This window comes from Microcoleus sp. FACHB-831 (genome assembly GCF_014695585.1).
In the GTDB taxonomy this organism is placed as follows: Bacteria; Cyanobacteriota; Cyanobacteriia; order Cyanobacteriales; family FACHB-T130; genus FACHB-831.
In genome coordinates this window covers 306,725-324,339 of record NZ_JACJON010000068.1, presented here as the reverse complement: position 1 = coordinate 324,339, position 17,615 = coordinate 306,725, and the positions used below count along the sequence as shown (strand labels likewise).

13 protein-coding genes are annotated in these 17,615 nt (G+C 46.9%); 7 read left to right on the top strand and 6 right to left on the bottom strand.

The genetic code is table 11. The annotated features are described in order from the left end of the window. Positions 1 to 111 precede the first annotated feature (111 nt). Entirely contained in the window at positions 112 to 1,203 is a 1,092-nt protein-coding gene (locus H6F77_RS21740) for a sensor histidine kinase (RefSeq protein WP_309228900.1), read from the top strand. Between the two features lie 376 nt (positions 1,204 to 1,579). On the opposite strand, the gene H6F77_RS21735 is transcribed toward H6F77_RS21740, so the two are convergent. Further along, positions 1,580 to 2,806 (bottom strand): HhoA/HhoB/HtrA family serine endopeptidase, encoded by a 1,227-nt coding sequence (locus H6F77_RS21735; RefSeq protein ID WP_190490999.1) that lies wholly within the window; start codon positions 2,804 to 2,806, stop codon positions 1,580 to 1,582. Positions 2,807 to 3,485: 679 nt separating this feature from the next. Then, complete coding sequence (locus H6F77_RS21730; protein ID WP_514131597.1) at positions 3,486 to 4,385, bottom strand: prephenate/arogenate dehydrogenase; 900 nt, start codon at positions 4,383 to 4,385, stop codon at positions 3,486 to 3,488. Between the two features lie 623 nt (positions 4,386 to 5,008). Here H6F77_RS21730 and H6F77_RS21725 point away from each other — a divergent pair. The 5 genes from H6F77_RS21725 (at position 5,009) to H6F77_RS21705 (ending at position 10,574) form a co-directional block, all read left to right on the top strand. Next, positions 5,009 to 6,583, top strand: coding sequence for a pentapeptide repeat-containing protein (locus H6F77_RS21725; protein WP_190490997.1), 1,575 nt, complete (start codon positions 5,009 to 5,011; stop codon positions 6,581 to 6,583). A 129-nt stretch (positions 6,584 to 6,712) separates the two neighbouring features. After that, positions 6,713 to 8,356 (top strand): ATP-dependent DNA helicase, encoded by a 1,644-nt coding sequence (locus tag H6F77_RS21720; protein WP_309228899.1) that lies wholly within the window; start codon positions 6,713 to 6,715, stop codon positions 8,354 to 8,356. Between the two features lie 184 nt (positions 8,357 to 8,540). Further along, positions 8,541 to 8,753 (top strand): DUF2839 domain-containing protein, encoded by a 213-nt coding sequence (locus tag H6F77_RS21715; RefSeq protein ID WP_190490996.1) that lies wholly within the window; start codon positions 8,541 to 8,543, stop codon positions 8,751 to 8,753. Positions 8,754 to 9,204: 451 nt separating this feature from the next. Next, positions 9,205 to 9,549: a DUF1815 family protein gene (locus H6F77_RS21710; RefSeq protein WP_190490995.1), complete on the top strand. Its 345-nt coding sequence runs from the start codon at positions 9,205 to 9,207 to the stop codon at positions 9,547 to 9,549. Between the two features lie 146 nt (positions 9,550 to 9,695). Further along, positions 9,696 to 10,574, top strand: coding sequence for an alpha/beta fold hydrolase (locus tag H6F77_RS21705; RefSeq protein WP_190490994.1), 879 nt, complete (start codon positions 9,696 to 9,698; stop codon positions 10,572 to 10,574). Between the two features lie 808 nt (positions 10,575 to 11,382). Here the strand turns inward: H6F77_RS21705 and H6F77_RS21700 are convergent. Then, positions 11,383 to 12,453, bottom strand: a complete 1,071-nt coding sequence (locus H6F77_RS21700) for a DUF1565 domain-containing protein (RefSeq protein WP_190490993.1) — start codon at positions 12,451 to 12,453, stop codon at positions 11,383 to 11,385. 297 nt (positions 12,454 to 12,750) lie between these two features. Between H6F77_RS21700 and H6F77_RS21695 the strand changes: the two genes are divergently transcribed. Beyond that, a complete protein-coding gene (locus tag H6F77_RS21695; RefSeq protein ID WP_190490992.1) occupies positions 12,751 to 13,278 on the top strand; it encodes an alpha/beta hydrolase in 528 nt (175 codons plus the stop codon). 62 nt (positions 13,279 to 13,340) lie between these two features. On the opposite strand, the gene H6F77_RS21690 is transcribed toward H6F77_RS21695, so the two are convergent. From H6F77_RS21690 to infB, 3 genes are all read right to left on the bottom strand, one after another. Then, positions 13,341 to 13,544, bottom strand: a complete 204-nt coding sequence (locus H6F77_RS21690) for a hypothetical protein (protein ID WP_190490991.1) — start codon at positions 13,542 to 13,544, stop codon at positions 13,341 to 13,343. Positions 13,545 to 13,736: 192 nt separating this feature from the next. Beyond that, positions 13,737 to 14,333: a low-complexity tail membrane protein gene (locus H6F77_RS21685; protein WP_190490990.1), complete on the bottom strand. Its 597-nt coding sequence runs from the start codon at positions 14,331 to 14,333 to the stop codon at positions 13,737 to 13,739. Between the two features lie 96 nt (positions 14,334 to 14,429). After that, positions 14,430 to 17,579: a translation initiation factor IF-2 gene (gene infB / locus H6F77_RS21680; protein ID WP_190490989.1), complete on the bottom strand. Its 3,150-nt coding sequence runs from the start codon at positions 17,577 to 17,579 to the stop codon at positions 14,430 to 14,432. Positions 17,580 to 17,615 lie beyond the last annotated feature (36 nt).

Here is a 17,615-nt window from a genome sequence, read left to right as displayed (position 1 = left end):
AAGTTATAAAAGCTAATATGTGATAAAGCTAAAAGGGGTTATTCGTTATATTCGTTGAGTTCATAACAAAAAAATATCCCCGTTAGCTGGGCATAAGGAGTTGGGATTTAGGTGACTAAGGTAGGCTTGCGATCGCGGTTGTTTTTTTCCCACTTACTCGTCATGATCGTGGGAGTAGGCAGCTTTGCCATCATTAGCAAAGTCTATTCCCCCCGCTTTTTTGTACAGCACCTCGAACAACTAGAAGGAACTGGCTTCAGAATCCTCTATGCCCGCACCTACCTAGTTCGCGGGTTTGAAACAGCCTGGAATCGCAGCACTTTCTGGTCTGTCGTCGTCGGTGGAACAACAGCAACCCTATTGAGTTACTGGGTGTCTAAGCGGATTATGCAGCCCTTGACCCAGATGGAACGCAGTACCCGTAGATTGGCGGCTGGTAAACTAGATGAGCGACTACCTGCGAGTGAAATTCCAGAAATCAATCGGCTGGCAAATAGTTTCAACCGCATGGCTGCTAGTCTCGAAGGCGTAGAACAGCGGCGCAGAGAATTAATTAGCGACCTCACCCACGAACTGCGGACGCCTTTAACTATAGTTCGCGGTTACTTAGAAGAAATGGCAGATGGAAGTATCGATCCGTCTCCAGAAATTTATCAGCAATTGACGAAAGAAACAAAGCGGCTAGAGCGATTAGTCAACGATTTGCAAGAACTTTCTAAGGCTGAAGCTGGATATTTGCCCATTAATCTCCAGCCAGCAAATTTACGACCTTTGTTAGAATCCTTGGTGGAAAAATTTGCCGATCAGTTGCTCGAAGATGGCCCTGTTATAAGATTAGATTGTCCGCCACAGTTGCCTTTAGTATTAGCCGATATCGATCGGGTAGAGCAGGTTATTGTGAATCTGCTGGGGAATGCGGTGCGATATACGGCAAATGGTTCAATTATCGTGCGAGTTTGGAGCGAAGCTAATAGATTGTGGATTGCTGTCGCTGACACGGGTGGGGGAATTGCACCGGAGGATTTGCCCCATGTATTTGAGCGGTTTTTTAGAGCTGATAAATCGCGATCGCGCAATTCTGGAGGAACTGGAATCGGGTTAGCAATCTCGCGTCGATTAGTTGAACTGCAAGGCGGTAAAATTGAGGTGGAAAGTCAGCTAGGTAAGGGCAGCACTTTTCGTTTTTACCTTCCTTTAGCTTAAATTATGTTTTCCAAATAACAAAAATTTTCGTATTGGCCAGTATAGTTTTGCCGCAGCCGGGGCAGGTATCGCTGCCCAACAAAACTCAACATTGCCACAGGCTAGTCACATCGGTGTCATAAACAGCAATTACTCTAAACACAGCTGCATATAGTTTTTGTTGTCATCATGCTTTCTAGTTTTTTTGGGCTGTTTTTGGTTATGCTGCTGATGGTGTTTGGGGTTAGCGCGATCGCCTACCTATTCCCTGACAAATAAGTGTCAGTTGACCAATTAAATTTCATATTTCCTGGGATTAAAACTATTGATTCCCCTGCAATTACCCCAAAACTAAAGAAGGGTGGGCAGCGCCCACCCTTCTGAACTAACTACTGAACTAACGCACTTCAGTAGGAAAAACACCCGGACGCACTGCTAAGTTAATAGTCTGCCCGTTGCGGCGCAATTCCATCTGTAGTTCGCTGCCCACCTGGCTCTTTTCTACCATCTGTTGAACCGTGTTATTGTCGGGGACAGTTTGACCGTTAATTTTTTGGATAACGTCGCCCGCACGTACCCCTGCTCTAGCTGCTGGGGAATCTCTTACGACTTTGACGATTAATACACCTCGATCTTCATTGACACTCACACCGAGATTAGGATCGCTGTTGAGTTCTTTTCTCAGATCGGGCGTCAGCGTCACCATCTGAATCCCTAAGAAAGCATGATCCACCTTGCCTTTACTTATTAGCTGAGTGGCAATGCGTTGGGCAGTATTGATGGGAATAGAAAAGCCTAATCCTTGTGCGCCTCGAATGATGGCTGTATTGACACCAATCACTTCGCCGCGTTGATTTAGCAGCGGCCCGCCAGAGTTACCGGGATTAATCGCAGCATCAGTTTGAATAAACTGGACTCGCTTATCAGGGACGCCAACTTGATTGCTAGAACGACCTGTTGCGCTAATGATTCCGGCTGTTACTGTATTATCAAGCCCTAAAGGGTTGCCGATAGCGATCGCCCATTCTCCCGGCTTAATTTGATCCGAATTTCCTATAGCAACAACTGGTAGATTGCTAGCCTCAATTTTGACGACAGCAACATCCGTAACCGGATCGGTTCCCATCACTTTACCCTGAAAGCTGCGACCATCTTTCAGCACTACGGTTACTGTATCCGCGCCATCGACTACATGGGCATTTGTGATAATTTGACCGCTGGCGTTGATAATGAAGCCGGAACCGCTACCCCGTTCCACTCGATTTTCTGGCATCTGGGGCATTTCCGAACCAAAGAAGCGGCGGAAGGAGGGGTCATTAAACGCATCTGGGATCTCGGTTTTTACGGTTCGCGACGAGTTAATCCGCACGACCGCTGGCCCCACATTATCAACCACAGCGGTGACAAAACTGGTTTCTGCCGTTATCGGCAGTTTGGATTGAACAGATGGCTGATTAACAGGCGTCTGCGCGGTTACTTGCTGTTGTGACGCTATATAGCCACCTGCAAAGTTAGCACCTGCCCCCAGGAAGAGGAGGGATAGATAGGTGGCTGGTTTTTGCCACGAAAAACCTTGCTTGGAAGTTTTTAAGGTATTGTCTTTGTCGCGCTGTTGATTTTCCATTTGGAACACCTTTAGTAAAGAAGTTATAACCAAACGCTATGAGGGTTTAAAACTGGCTTGGACATCTCTTTATCTAATCTAGACGCCAGATATGACGCCTGTGTTGCAGGGTTGTCGCAGAGGAGTGAACATCTCCCGTCTTCTCCTCCAGAGGAAATTAAATCGTCCCTTTGGCATACTATCTGCCGACTTTCTTGCTGGTGTTTGCTATTTAAATTAGCCGCCTTCTTTTAATAAAATGTACTATAAAATTTAGGTTTTTGAGTCATCTTACCAACCTTATTTCTATATTCGTCGCCCCTGCCTCACTCTCAGCGCCTGTTTAACGTAGGAAAAAGAGCTGGATTTCTTTTTCGATGCCCCTCTATAATTCCTGACCGATATTGCCCTTTTGGACACAGAGGTTATTTTTTTTCTAAAATAGTTAAACGCAATTAGTATAAAAATAACAACTTTTATAAATCAAAATAAACGCTTTAATAGTAAACGCTGTTTATAAAGCTTTTATTGCCTACCTATTTGCTGTAATGGATGTTACGTTATTCTTAATTTTAAATAATTCCAATAATTTCGCTTTTTTGCGAATTTATATGCTACAAACGAAGGTGTTTTTGTTAAATTATATGTTTGGAATTAATAGTTTATAACTATTCACTTCAAATTTATTGGCACCTGCAAATCACCCTTTACAACTAGAGAAGTGCGATCGCGCTTCGCGGTTATTTTGCAACTGTTGTTCTAGGGCATTCCAATCTTCTTGCTCAATTTGGGCAATCAGTTCATCGAGTTGATAGCGATATCTGTGAAGCGATCGCAGCAGTTCTTGGCGATTGTACCGCGCCATCATCACGCCCAGCTCTGGATTACCACCTCCAACGCGACTGGTATCCCTAAAGCCTGAACTAGCGAGGTTTTGCGCTAACTCTAGCACGGCGGGATCTCCCTCACTCGTGCAGGCAGCAATTAACCCAGCGCTGACCATAACTGGCAGATGCGAAATCAAAGAGACGGCGCGATCGTGGTCGAGGGGGCGGCAATGATAAATTTTTGCTTGTAGCGATCGCGCGATTTGCTCAACCTGTTCGACTGCTTTTAACGGCGTTGTCTCTATCGGTGTCAGCACGTAAGGATTGCCAGCAAACAAGTTACGTTGGGCGGCTGATAATCCACTTTCGGCAGTACCAGACATTGGGTGTCCCCCGACAAAGTTATGCCATAAAGGGGCAACAGACTCCACAATCGGCGTTTTAACCGATCCCACATCGGTTATGATGGCGTCAGGAGAAAGATGAGGAATTAATTGCTTGATTGTGGGAGCGATCGCGGCAATTGGGGTGCAAATAAATACCACATCAGCAACAGCTAGAAGCTTCAGCTCAGAACTGGCATCATCTACGACGCCAGTCTCAATCGCCATATGACAAGTATCCTCTCTACGGCTGACTCCTAAGACTTGGTAGCCCTGCGATCGCAAGTCCAATCCTAGCGAACCGCCAATCAGTCCCAACCCTACAATACCTATATTCATAGTTTTAAATTTCCCACCTTTGGTTTCGCTTGTCGCAGTTGCTCGGCTCAACAGTAACCTGCCAAGTCTGCCTATAGCATACAGCCAGATTTTATTGCTAATTAGGCGCAGCGAGGCTTGATTACCAATGCTGAACCAGCATTAATAATTTTTTATATCCAAGTTCATTATTTATAGTTTGTTGCTTAAGAGGTTATTTTTCATGAGATGGGGGGACATCGGAAGATTGCAATTAGGAATGGGAAGTGGCTAATGAGTAATGGCTAGCTGGTAAAATCTACCAACTGTTTGCTTACCACCTACTGCCTACTACTCAATTTTATTCTGATAGCAACGCTCCTCGACCGCATATGCGCCACTTGGCCTAACAGCGCTAGACTAATCAACCGGATGCGATCGCACTCATCGTTCATCCTTCCTCCTAGACCCACTCCACTTAAACTCTTCCCTAACATTTACGGTGCGGCACGTTAGATTATTGCTTATATGTCTAAATGTCCCCCGAAACCGCACTTGGGAAGCTAAGAGCCTCTTTCATACATTATGCAGCGGGCGGGGGAGCTGTTTTTAGTCGCAGGCTCTTGCTTCCCCGTGTACGACCAATAACACATTAGGTTTGGCTTAATCGCCCTCGCCCCCACCATAAAATTAGAATGCTTGCCAGGGAGCTTCAAATGAACGTCGAGGAACTCTTATCAAAATATGCACTTGGAGCCAGAAACTTTGCCGCCGTCGAACTCAGCGAGGCTAACTTGAGTGGCGTCAACCTAAGTGGCATCAATTTGAGTGGAGCTAACTTAAGTGTGGCTAACCTCAGCGGTGTCAATTTGAGTGGAGCTAATTTGACTGGCGCGAAACTTAATGTCGCCAGACTCAGTGGCTCCAATCTCACCAAAGCCATCTTAAATGGAGCCAACTTAAATGTCGCCAACTTAATTCGGGCGGATATGGGGAAAGCACAACTTGTTCAGGCAGCACTAATTCGTGCAGAGCTAATTCGTGCCGAACTGAGCGGTGCTAATCTTAAGGGCGCTAACCTTAGCGGTTCTGATTTGAGAGAGGCTACCCTCCGGCAAGCCAATCTCAGCCGCGCTAGCTTGAATGAAGCTAACCTGCGGGGAGCATTCCTGACTGGGGCAAATTTAGAGCAAGCTAATTTAAATGGTACAGATCTCAGCAGAACAGATTTAACTGGTGCCAACCTTAGAGAATGCGAACTCAGGCAAGCAAATCTCAGTCGTGCCAATCTTAGCGGTGCAGACTTGAGCGGGGCAAATTTGCGTTGGGCGGACTTGAGCGGGGCAAATTTGCGCTGGGCAGACTTAAGCGAGGCGAAATTAAGTGGAGCTAATTTAATAGGAGCAGACTTAAGCAACGCTAATTTACTTAATGCGAGTTTGGTTCACGCCGATCTTACACAGGCGCGATTGATTAAGGCCGATTGGATTGGCGCTGATTTGACTGGCGCGGTTTTGACGGGTGCCAAACTTTATGCAGTGTCGCGGTTTGGTTTGAAAACCGAAGGCATGACCTGCGAGTGGATTGACCTGAGTCCGGATGGCGATCGCAGCCAGATTTATCGCCTCAGTACCGAAGACTCCCGTAAGTTTTTTAATGGTTCGCTACCCACTGTCAAGATTCTCGTTGACGCGCCGTTGGATCTAGAGGCTAATTTGGCTTTAATTGCCACTTATCATGAGATTGCCAAACAATATCCACCAATCACCCACCCACCAAGTATCGAAGTAGGCGTTAGAAGAACTGTTATTACCTTTCCGATTGGCAGCAACGATCAATTGTTTACAATTGCTTACGTGGCTATTCTTCCTTTTAGCGATGCCCTTGCCACGCACCGAAATATCATCGGTCTGGTACATACTCTACAATCGCAAAGTATAGAAGAATTGGGTCTTAAAGATCCAAAGCGGATCAAGCAATTAACAGCGGCGCTGAATCAAACAATTACTCTGGCTGGCACTCTTGACCTAAAGAAGCTTATTCCTGGACTGAAAGAAACAGCAAATTTCTTTCAATCTCCCACTCAAACAGTATTAACAAATTCCAACGATCAAAGCTTGAATGTATATCATCATGCCTCTTTTGGCAAGAGGTTGATGAATCAAGCTAATTTACTTGCTGGGCCTGCAAACATTTCACCTAAAGCACCAGAATCACCCTTACCTCCTGTAGGTATAGTCGTTGATTTCATCAAAGAATTCGATCCTGTGGATAAAGCCAGCAGCGATTAGCGATGTCTATAGTTAATAGTTGGTAGTGGTTAGTTAGTCTGGGTGTCGGTTCTTATTCTCAGTTCGCGGCATTCCAGGGTTGCTAGCCTGTAATGGCAGAAACCAACAACCAAAAACCAACAACTAGCTGTGATTGAAGTAGAAGTCCATTCGGCGCTGCTTGCCTACTTGCGATTTGTTAAGAACAATAAAGACTTAACGACCCCTAGCTCTGAAAAAGCCGTTGAGCTAGGATGCGCCGAAGAGCCAACTCTAAGGCGATCGCTGCTCAATGTCCCCATTTGGCCACATCATCTCACGATGGCGCGGCTGGTGGCGAGAGCTTTTCGGCTGGGTCGGAGTGCCCTGATACAGACTGGCATTCCCCTTGGTGATGTCCAAAGTGGGTATCGCCTCAGTTACCTACTACCAGCACTTATTTGGCCGGGGCCGATAATTTTGGTGGTATCGGAAGCCGTGCAGCAGCACTTGCAGAAAGTAGAAATTCCCCCGCTGCTACAGTGGCTGCAAAAGTATAAGGATGTCCAGACTGGCGATCGCTGGCCTAATGAAGATTTCCAGGGAGTGCTGCTGATGTCTCCTGATGTTTGGATAGCAAACAAACTGCACGGGCAAGATGGCATACCTACGAACGTCCCTACTATCATTGACGGTGCCGATGACTTAGAAGGCTTGGCGCGTGAAACGCTGACTGCCCGTTTGTCTGCGAGTGACTGGGAGGAACTGATGCGCTGTCGCTCAGACCAAGCCGACGCTATTAGAGATGCCCGCGTACAGTTGACGCACTTAGTCTTTCAGCATCCTGCTAATCCTTACGAGTGCTATTTGATCGAACCGTCAGAGCAAGACATTTTGCGTCGTCTCTACAAAGAACTAACTCTCAAAGGGTTAGAGCCAAATCTCTCCTCTGATGTGTTAGCGGATCTACCACCTGCGTGGAGAAATTTTTGGCAGCGCTGGCAAACTGATGGCAAAAGTATAATTTGGGCATCAATTGACCGCAGCGGCGGTACATTTTCGCTCTGCTGTTCTCCCGTTGAGGTGGCGACAGCTTTAAGTAAGATCTGGACGCAGCAGCCGATAGTGTTAATCGGTGGCGCACTCGATATGGAGGGTTCGGCGTCTGTTTACCAAACTGAGTTGGGATTGGCAGATTCTACTCTAATTAAGTTTTCTCCAGATCGCCGGAGCGAATTGATTCAATTGTATGTGCCCGATAAGCTGGCGATGCCGAATACACCTGAATTTCAGGAGGTGTTGATTAAACAAATCCTCACTCTGCTGAGTTTTAGCGATGACCTGAAACGCCCGGTTGTTCTGCTGATTGGGGATACGCCGCTAAAGGCTCAGGTGGGGGCGGTTTTGGCTGCCAGCTTTGGCTCTAGGGTTCAGGTCGAGAAGACAAGTTTGAGCCAGAGGGGTATTTTGGTTACTGGGTGGGAGTTTTGGCGGCAGCATCTTCTTACGATCCCGCCTCCGCAACTGTTGGCGATCGCTACTTTGCCGATTCCTTCGCTGGAAAATCCCCTGGTTGCTGCACGGGTGGCTTACTACAAGCAACGGCGTTTAGATTGGTTTCGTTTGTATCTGTTGCCTGTCGCTTTGCGGGAATTGCAGCGAGCGATCGCTCCGGTGCGAGAGTCCCAAGGTGTAGTTGCCCTTTTTGACGGACGGGTGAACCACCGCAGCTATGGTACTCTCGTACTTTCAGCTCTCAGTCCCCTAGCGCGTATTAACTATTTAGACCCCAACTGGTTGAGAGATAGAAGTTAGCTTTTTGTTCGCCATCTGGGGGTTAGGAGCGGATAGAGGAAGGCTATCATGCAAATGCAGCAATATTCTTTTTTTACTTTTTATTTGCCTAACCCCAACTTTTTTGTAATTTGATAAACAATCCGCCTGCGGTTCCACGGCAGCGCTATTATTAACCAAGTATTTACAGCCATTTGCAGAAGTTATGGGAGAATCCAAGCGTCGTAAAGAAGCTCTCAAAGAAAAATATGGACAAGATGCTTACATCTTGCCCTGGCTGCCGATTACCAAAAAGCAGGGGGAGCAGTTTGTAAAATGGAGTAACCAAGGGGCTTGGATTGGCATCGGCCTCCTAGCTGCTTGCTGGGTGACTGTACGCTTCATCGGGCCTGCGTTCGGTTGGTGGCAAGTCAATTAGAGTGGGGACAATCGCTGTTGTCAAGTCCCACCCATTATTAAATGTGGGACTCAACAGCGAGGCAAACCTCAAGTGCGACATAGTACGGGGGAAGCATAGCGATCGCAATTCATCGTTGCATCCCCATTTTTCGTAATAACGCATTATTTATAAAAGCTATTCTTATCACTCTGATTTATTATTTTTATCTTTGCTTATTCGCGCCCGGACGCCAAGTACTTCTCTAGAGAGAGCCTAACTTTCAGGGCTTATGGCTACGATTCAGGAATATAAAGCGTACTGTTGTTGTTAATACTGTACTTGCTTTAATAGTTCAGTTAATGTGGGTTAAGCAAGGATACCAAATCTTTTAGTATTCCCAATACCTAAATATAACTGGGGCTTTGCTCAAGATCAAATTCTTAAGAAATAATTAAAGGCTAAAATTAGGTGTGGTGGTTGGAGTAAAAACGTGTTTATACGACTTGCAGAGCAACACCGTCAATTTGTCCAGGATCTGGTAATGAATCTTCAAGCTCTGGCGCTCGTGCTAGAGCAGAGGGGCTACCTAGCTTCCTGTTATACCTGCGGCGGTCAAATGAACAGTGCGTCTTTTATGGTCAGCTTGGGGGACGACCATTTGATCCGGTTCTTAGTCTCTGATTACGGGATCACTTGGACGGAAATGCGAGACGATCGCGAACTTATGAAGCTAGAGGGTGCTGAAGCCATCAGCCAGTTACAAGATCTAGCGAATCTTGTCAAGTACAAAATAAAACCCTCTGAATCCCGTCTTGCGGTCACACAACCGTTATAAACCGAATAAACATGATGATGTTGCCAAGAAAAAGCTGTTTGGCTGATGCCGAACACCTTTAACACTCGGATTTAAGGCCGCAGAATGTTAACCTTAAGGTAGAAGACCGGCGTACAAACTCCGGGTATATCAACCTGCAAGCGTTTATGAACTTTCTGGATTCTGAGTGGCAACACCATTTTGTTGAGACTAATAACATTCGCTTACACTGCGTTACCCAAGGAGAGGGAGAGCTGGTTATACTCCTGCATGGGTTTCCAGAGTTTTGGTATTCCTGGCGCTATCAGATACCAGCATTGGCGAGGCATTTTAAGGTGGTAGTTCCGGATCTGCGGGGCTATAACGATTCTGATAAGCCAGCGAGTGGCTATGACCTTGATACGCTCAGTGCTGATATTCGGGGTTTGATTACAAGTCTAGGATATGTGCGGGCACATATTGTGGGTCACGACTGGGGAGGGGCGATCGCGTGGCATTTGGCGCAGAAGTTTCCTCAAGTTCTAAACCGTCTAGCAATTTTAAACGCGCCGCACCCGCAGCAGTTTTTGCAAGAAATCGCCAGTAATATGGATCAACTGCGCCGCAGTTGGTACGTGTTTGCTTTTCAGATCCCTGGACTCCCAGAGTGGCTGATACAACAGAACTTAAAAGATTTTGTCCAAAACGTGTTTCGCGGACAAGCGATTCGCAAAGGAGCGTTTACCGCCGAGGACACCGAGATGTATCAGATGGCGCTATCAAAGCCTGGGGTACTTTCGGCGGCGATTAACTATTATCGCCAATGGCTGGCTCCGGCTAATTGGATGCACAATTTGGGGCGAGCGCCTTCTCCTGTAACTGTGCCCACTTTAATACTGTGGGGTGAAGAAGATTCCCTTCTCAGTCACAAACTTACAGAAGGAATGGAACGGTTAATCTCGGCTCCGTTCAAACTAAAATTGGTACCTCACTGCGGTCACTGGATACAGCAAGAAGCGCCCCAAACTGTTAATCGAGAACTGTTGAACTTTTTACGACCCGCATAGGTAAGGCTATATAGATTGGGGCACAGGCTCCGCGTGGGAAGATTGCTCTCCCGTCGCTGCTTTGTCGTGACCTTGCTTTCGCCTACGCACGGTTGCGCGATCGCTCCTAGTTTCCCTGCTTTGCCACTGTTACTTATTGACGGTTGCCTGTAACGCTTATGTAACAAACATTCATCAATCGGAAGAAAGAACAATATAAAGAAAAAATTACGAAATTAATCTTTGATTGGAATAGGTGTCAATATTAAATTGTGGTTCAAATGGGGTCAGCCAATATAAAGACCCTAAATATACAAAACCTGAATAAATATCTCTATAGCGCCAGTCTTCACCTAGATGAGTACTGGCGCATCTTTTTTTAGCGAAAAATGTATTATGGTTGGTTCGTTGATTGCCCTAAGCAATTATCCGCTGAGATCGCCAGCACAATCGCCTTGTAGGCAAGAGCGGCGCTAGCAGCCGTTGGTATAAATACTTATAAAGGGTGTTATAAATAAAAATAAAGAAATTATTACGAAATTAACGTTTTCTGGAGATAGATGTAACAATAATGATGGTTCAAATGGGGTCAGCCAATATAAAGACCCTAAATATATAAAAAGCCGATGAATACCTGTATAGCGCCAGTCTCCCCCTAGAGGAGGCTGGCACATCTTTTTTTAGGGGCAAGCGTCTTATTTCAATCCGTGATACGGATTTGGGAACTAGCTCAAATTCAAGATATAGAGGTTCTCAAAAAAATTGCCCATCGTAGCGCGATCGCCTGGTATCTGAGGGCGACAGCTAGGTAATCCGGGTGGGTTCGCCATTATGAGCCAGTGGCGGGAGTATTTACAAAATCCACACGACCTGAAATTCGTTTGAGATCGATGTCGTTGCCAACAGCAAATATAGTATTGTTGCGGGTCACGTTGTAGATATCGTATTGACCGTTGTTACGGATGCGATTTTGTCCAGGACTTGCTTTGGTGCCCAAATTTGGCCCAGCATTTCCCGTCGCTACGACACCATTTTCGCGGTTGTTCTCAATGATGTTGTTACGCAGCAAAGGGGTTGCGTCACCTCCGACATCAACACCCTGGCGGTTTTTGAGAATGCGGTTTTGCGCGATCGCTGGAGATGCTGACTCGCTAACTACAATGCCAATACCTGTGTTGTCAATTACATTGTTGCGGATCTCTCCGGCTGACATTTTTGCAATAGAAATGCCGTTACCCAAGTTTTTGGTGAAGATGTTGTCTTCAATTTTAGGATTTGCCGTACCGCTGAGAAAAACACCCTCGCGGTTGCTGTTGGAGAAGGTGTTATTTTTGACGGTGGGGTTGCTGGATTCAATCCAGAGGGCAGTACCGCGAGTATTGGGGTTAGTAATGCTCACGCCGCTAATTTCGCTGTCTTTTTCTGCTCGAACTGTAACGTTTTGAGCGGATAAGGTGGGGCTGATGTAGTAGCCGCCACCAATAATATTTATTGTCTGGCCTTTGGTGGATGCATCCCCGCGCAGAATAACACCTTGTTTTACAACAATTGGGAATATTTCGCCGTTTTTGTTAGTGTAGGAACCTGATGCAAGTTGGATCGCCGTTCCCGATGAAGCTTGCTGCATTGCATAGGCGATGGTGCGGTAGGGAGCGGATTGAGAGTTATCAGCGACGGTATCTGTGCCGATATTGGGGTTGACGTAGATGACTTCGGTGATGATTTTTTGAGGAGCTTGCTTGGCAATACCAGCAAGTGCGTAGTTTTGCGGGTGCGCCAGAAGTATCGCCGCGCCGCCAGACAAAAGCAGCAGGTTTGTTAGTAACGATGCGCGGACGGGTAGGGGAAAAGGGATGGTGAGCGAGCGGTTTGAGTGAGGACTCCAACCTTTATGTGTCATGGGGTTGAAAGCTTTTATGGTTTTAAGTAATCTACGGGCGAGCAATTCGACATCCGGATAAGGTTGGAGCTTTGAAGCAGTACGCGATCGCGCATTTAAATTTAGCAGTTAGTATGAGCCAAGTACCTTATTGGCAAGACTTTACCATATCTGCAAATCTTAGATAATTATTAGCTTATAAGCTGTTTGAATAGCTTATAAGAGCATCGCGCATAATTGTTACTTGAGCCAGAGGCGGCAACTTATCTTGCTAAATTATCGTCATATGAGAACATCAATATTTTTACACTTTCTACTATGAACTTCAATTTATTATTACGGCGTTTAATCTTAGGTTCTACTGCTAGTGCTGTGATTTTGCTATTTAGCCAAAACGCTCAAGCTGCCGACTCTGTCGTACTGAAATACCGCATTCTTCGGGAATCTGTATCTGTTACAGAACTCTCTACTTTTGCCAAAACTGGTGAACTCTCCCCGTCGCTGCGAGCTTATTTGGCTATGGCAAAGAGAGATCCTTCGGAGCTTCGACGCGCTCTAACTAATGAAGTCAAAGTCAATCCGGTTCTTTTATATGCAATGCTGACTAGCCCTATCGGAGAATCGATACTCGATCGCGTTTCTCAGGTGGTTCATACTCCCGGCAATGCGGCTAACCGGGAGTCTTTACGCTCTGCCATAGTTGGCTCTGCTCTTAAAGACGGCAAAATTTCCTTGATTGAAGCGTTGGAAAATTACCCCACCCCAGAAGTTCAGGTGGAGGGCGATCGCCTTGCTGAGGTTTTTGGTCAACTCCGTAAGCTGGCAGAGCGTTTACCCAAGTTTTGAGTAATAAATTCCCTCAAAACTGGAGCCGGAGCATCTCCGGCTCCGCTCATAACTAATAAATATCAATAAGCCAGCGTCTCTAAAGTTTCCCGCAAATAGCGGCGAACTCGATAATCTAGGCTGCACTCTTTGTCTGCGTCATCAACAGCATGTTCGAGATCCCAGCGCTGGAATCCTGAACTAGAGGCGATCGCTTGTTTTAGACTGTCCCAAATTTGGGTGTCTTCAAAAACTCCGCCTTTAGATGAAGCTGTAGAACTAACCATATGCACCTGCCACTAAGCAATAGTAAATTTACTGGTCTGTTACCACTTTTTCTGTCTATTTTTAGCATAGCCCAGTAATTTGTTAGTGGTTGTGCGGAAAACAACATTTTATAGACAATTTTAATATAAAATTCCAACTTTACAGGTTTACACTTCCCTACCTTGAAATGCCTTTACAGAGCTGATTTTTAATTATTCTTCTACCATAGGTGGCAATATTTTATTAACCCGCCAGCCCGGTATAGTAAAATCCTGCGATATGCGTTCTACTTCATAGGGTTCTGTCGCAGCCAACTTTGCTTCATCAGTTAGCACTACGAGAGCCACGCTAACGGGTATTTGCAAAAACAAATTGCCTAAAAGAAACGCCACACAAGCCAACATCAGCCCTAAGTTGTGGGATTGGGGTAGAAAAGGTGCAAAAGATGCCACCGCAGGTGTAGCATCGTATATTTGTATCAATACCAACAGCATGAAAACAGCTGCTAGAACTGCCACCACTCGGTTTACTTTAGTTTTAAACTGTGACAAAAGGCGTCGTTGCTGTTCGTTCAGCTGCTCTGGCTTTATAGCGAGTGCCAGGATACTGAATATATAAAAAGGGCGGAGTATTTGCATCCCTAGCACCGGTGTAATACCTACAACCGCTACTAAAAAAATTTCTAACCAAATCGGCAATATTGGCTCGCCCGCAGTAAGACCCAGGAAGCATATCCCCAGAAAAATTGGAACCGCTGTCAAGCCAGCAAGATGAATCCACAAAAAAGGTTCAGACCAAAACGAACGCATAAATTGGGGCTGGGTACTGTATGTTGCTGAGTATAGAGTAGGGAGTGGTTACTAATTTCTTAATCCCCACTCCCTACTACCTAGTCTCCCTAATTCTTAAGTAGGGGATAGGGTACGGCGCTTGCTCACCATCTGATAAGTTTCGATGATGTCGCCTTCTTCCCACGCATTGAATTTATCCAGGCCAATGCCGCATTCAAATCCAGCGTTGACTTCCTTGCTATCCTCCTTCATCCGCTTGAGAGAATCAAGGACTCCTTCATGGAGTACCTTGCCACCGCGTCGCACGCGCACTCGGCAATTACGAATAGCCTTGCCCGACAGCACGTAGCAACCAGCGACGGCTCCTTTGCCCACTGGGAATACAGCCCGCACCTCTACTTGACCCAGCGGTTCTTCCACCATCTCTGGTTCCAGCAGACCTTCCATTGCGCCTTGAATATCATCTAGAAGTTTGTAGATGATATTGTATTCGCGCACATCGACAGCCGCTTGGTCAGCCGCTTGTCTAGCACCAGTGGCTAGAGTCGTGTTGAAGCCCACAATTACAGCACCGGAAGCTGCGGCTAAGTCAACGTCAGTTTCGGTGATTTCACCTGGAGCAGACAACAAAACTCGGATTTGCACTTCATTTTGAGGTAGCTGTTTGAGCGCTCCGAGAAGAGCCTCTAGCGAGCCTTGAACATCTGCCTTGAGAATTAAGTTGAGTTCCTTAAGTTCTCCTTCTTTAGCCTGTTGAGAAAGGGTATTAAGGGTGACGCGGCGGGACGCCATTACTTGTTGCAGGCGAGACTGGCGTTGCTGATCGGATCTGTCCGAAGCGATTGAGCGTGCTTCTTTCTCGCTCTCGTACACCTCAAACTCATCTCCCGCAGCAGGCACATCGCTTAGGCCCAGCACTTCTACTGGCCATGATGGCCCAGCAACTTCGACCCGTTTGCCCCGGTCATCTACCATCGCTCGTACCTTGCCAAAGACAGAGCCAGCGACCAGGGTATCGCCCACCCTTAAAGTGCCATTTTGTACCAACAGAGTAGCAACTGGACCTTTAGCCTTATCAAGATGGGCTTCAATCACCGTGCCTTTAGCTTCCCGGTCTGGGTTAGCCCCAAGTTCAGCCACTTCGGCGACTAGCAGAATCATCTCTAGGAGCGTATCCAAATTTTCCTTTTGAAGGGCACTCACAGGCACCATGATTGTGTCGCCGCCCCACTCTTCCGCAACAAGACCATATTCGGTCAATTCCTGTTTAACGCGGTCTGGTTGCGCGTCCGCTTTATCGATTTTGTTAATTGCCACAACAATGGGCACTTCGGCTGCTTTGGCATGGCTGATAGCTTCTACCGTTTGAGGTTGGACTCCATCATCAGCCGCCACTACTAGGATGGCAATGTCGGTCACTTTTGCGCCCCGTGCCCGCATAGCGGTGAAGGCTTCGTGACCAGGTGTATCCAGGAAGACTATTTGTTCTTTTTTGCCTTCATGCTCGACATCCACATGATAAGCACCGATATGTTGAGTAATACCACCTGCTTCTCCCTGTGCCACCTTGGTTTCCCGGATAGCATCAAGTAGGCTAGTTTTACCATGATCGACGTGCCCCATTATCGTCACCACTGGCGGTCGGCGCTGGAGGCTTTCCAGGTCTTCCTCAGTTACCCATACGGTCTGTATAGCTTGTGATTGTTCTTGGGCGATTTCGACTTCAACATCCAGTTCTTCGGCCACCATTTTGGCAGTCTCGACATCCAGGGTTTGGGTAATGTTGACAGCCATGCCTTTAAAGAAGAGCTTCTTGATAATCTCTGTTTCTGGCACAGCCAAAGCTTCAGCCAGTTCCCGGAGACTCATGCTGCCTGTCAGTACAACTTTTTCCGGACGTTCGACCACGTTATTCTTTTGGCCGCCGCGTCGCGTATCTCGCGAATTGCTTGTATCGCCAGCGGTCTTATGCCCTGGTTTTCTAGCCCTGCTTGCTCCCGGTGCCTGTATTGCCGCAGGCGCTATTGGTTGTCCTGGGCGTCCTTTGGGTTTTGGAGGACGGGCAACGGAGAGGCTTACCACAACTGTTTCTGGCAGATCCTCTAGGTCGCTGGCAAAATCATCATCGTCCTCATCAACTATGGCAGGACGACGCTTGACTTTACTAGCCGCCTTATTCTTGTTAGCAATATCCGGATCTTCTTCCTCTTCCTCCCAAGCTTTTTTAGTTTTTGCTGGGCGAGGTGGGTTAGGACGCTTTAGCTCTAGCTCTAGTAACTCAGGCTCGTTTGTACCTTTGTCGTTTTCATCAATCTCAACACTCGATCTATCTAGTCTTGAATCATCCTGAAGCCGAACTGGTCTAGGCGATATCTTGACTACATCTGGTTTTTGTGAATCCCTTACAGGTGGAGTAACCCCTCCTACAGCACGTACCTTTTTCTGAGGTCTTTGCAGGTCTGAGACTGGTTGCGGAGATTCAGAAACTTTGGTATCAACCCCCGGCTCTGGTTTAGGAGTCGGTTTTTTGGCAACAACAGGTCTTGTTTCTAGAGGTTTTGTTTCTGGTTGGCTTACCTTCGGCTCTCCGGCCGATGGGCTAGGAGCGCGGCTGCTAGGCGCTGCCTGTGCATTAGCTCGTTTCAGAACCGGACGCTCAAATATAGCTGGCGCAGATGATTCTGCTACAGGCCTAACGGGAGGTTCAGCTAGGGGCTTGGCGGCAATTTCCGGTTGGCTAGGACTTTCTTCAACAAAAGCCTCCATTTCTGGAATTTCCTGTGATTCTTCCAATTCTTCTACAGGTGCACTTGTCGGGTTAGCATCCTGATTGCTGCTACGCACTGGGCGAGTAAGTGTCGTCTGCTTCATAGGTGAAGGTGAGGCGGTGTGCTGTTTGCTTGGCGGTGATGGTGGGCTAGCAAGTTTAGCAGCCCCCGGCTGTTTGGAGTTAGAACCGGAACCGGACCCAGACTTATGCTTTATTTGCAGAATTTGCTGCTTATGTTGATTGCTGTTCCCGGATGATGGCCCAGATTTTTTGTCCGCTCCGCCAGCAGTCCCAACCCGTTTTGCGGCAGCCGCCTGACGCTCTGATTGTTTTTCTGCTGCTAGGCTGCGAATACGCTCCGCCTCTGATTCTGTAATTGTACTGCTGTGGCTTTTGACCGCAATGTTGAGCTGATCGCAAATTCCCAAGATGTCTTTATTGTCCAAGTTCAATTCTTTTGATAACTCGTAAATTCTCACTTTGCCGTTGTTCATGCACTCTTTCCCCGTCGTACCTACCAGTTGTCACGC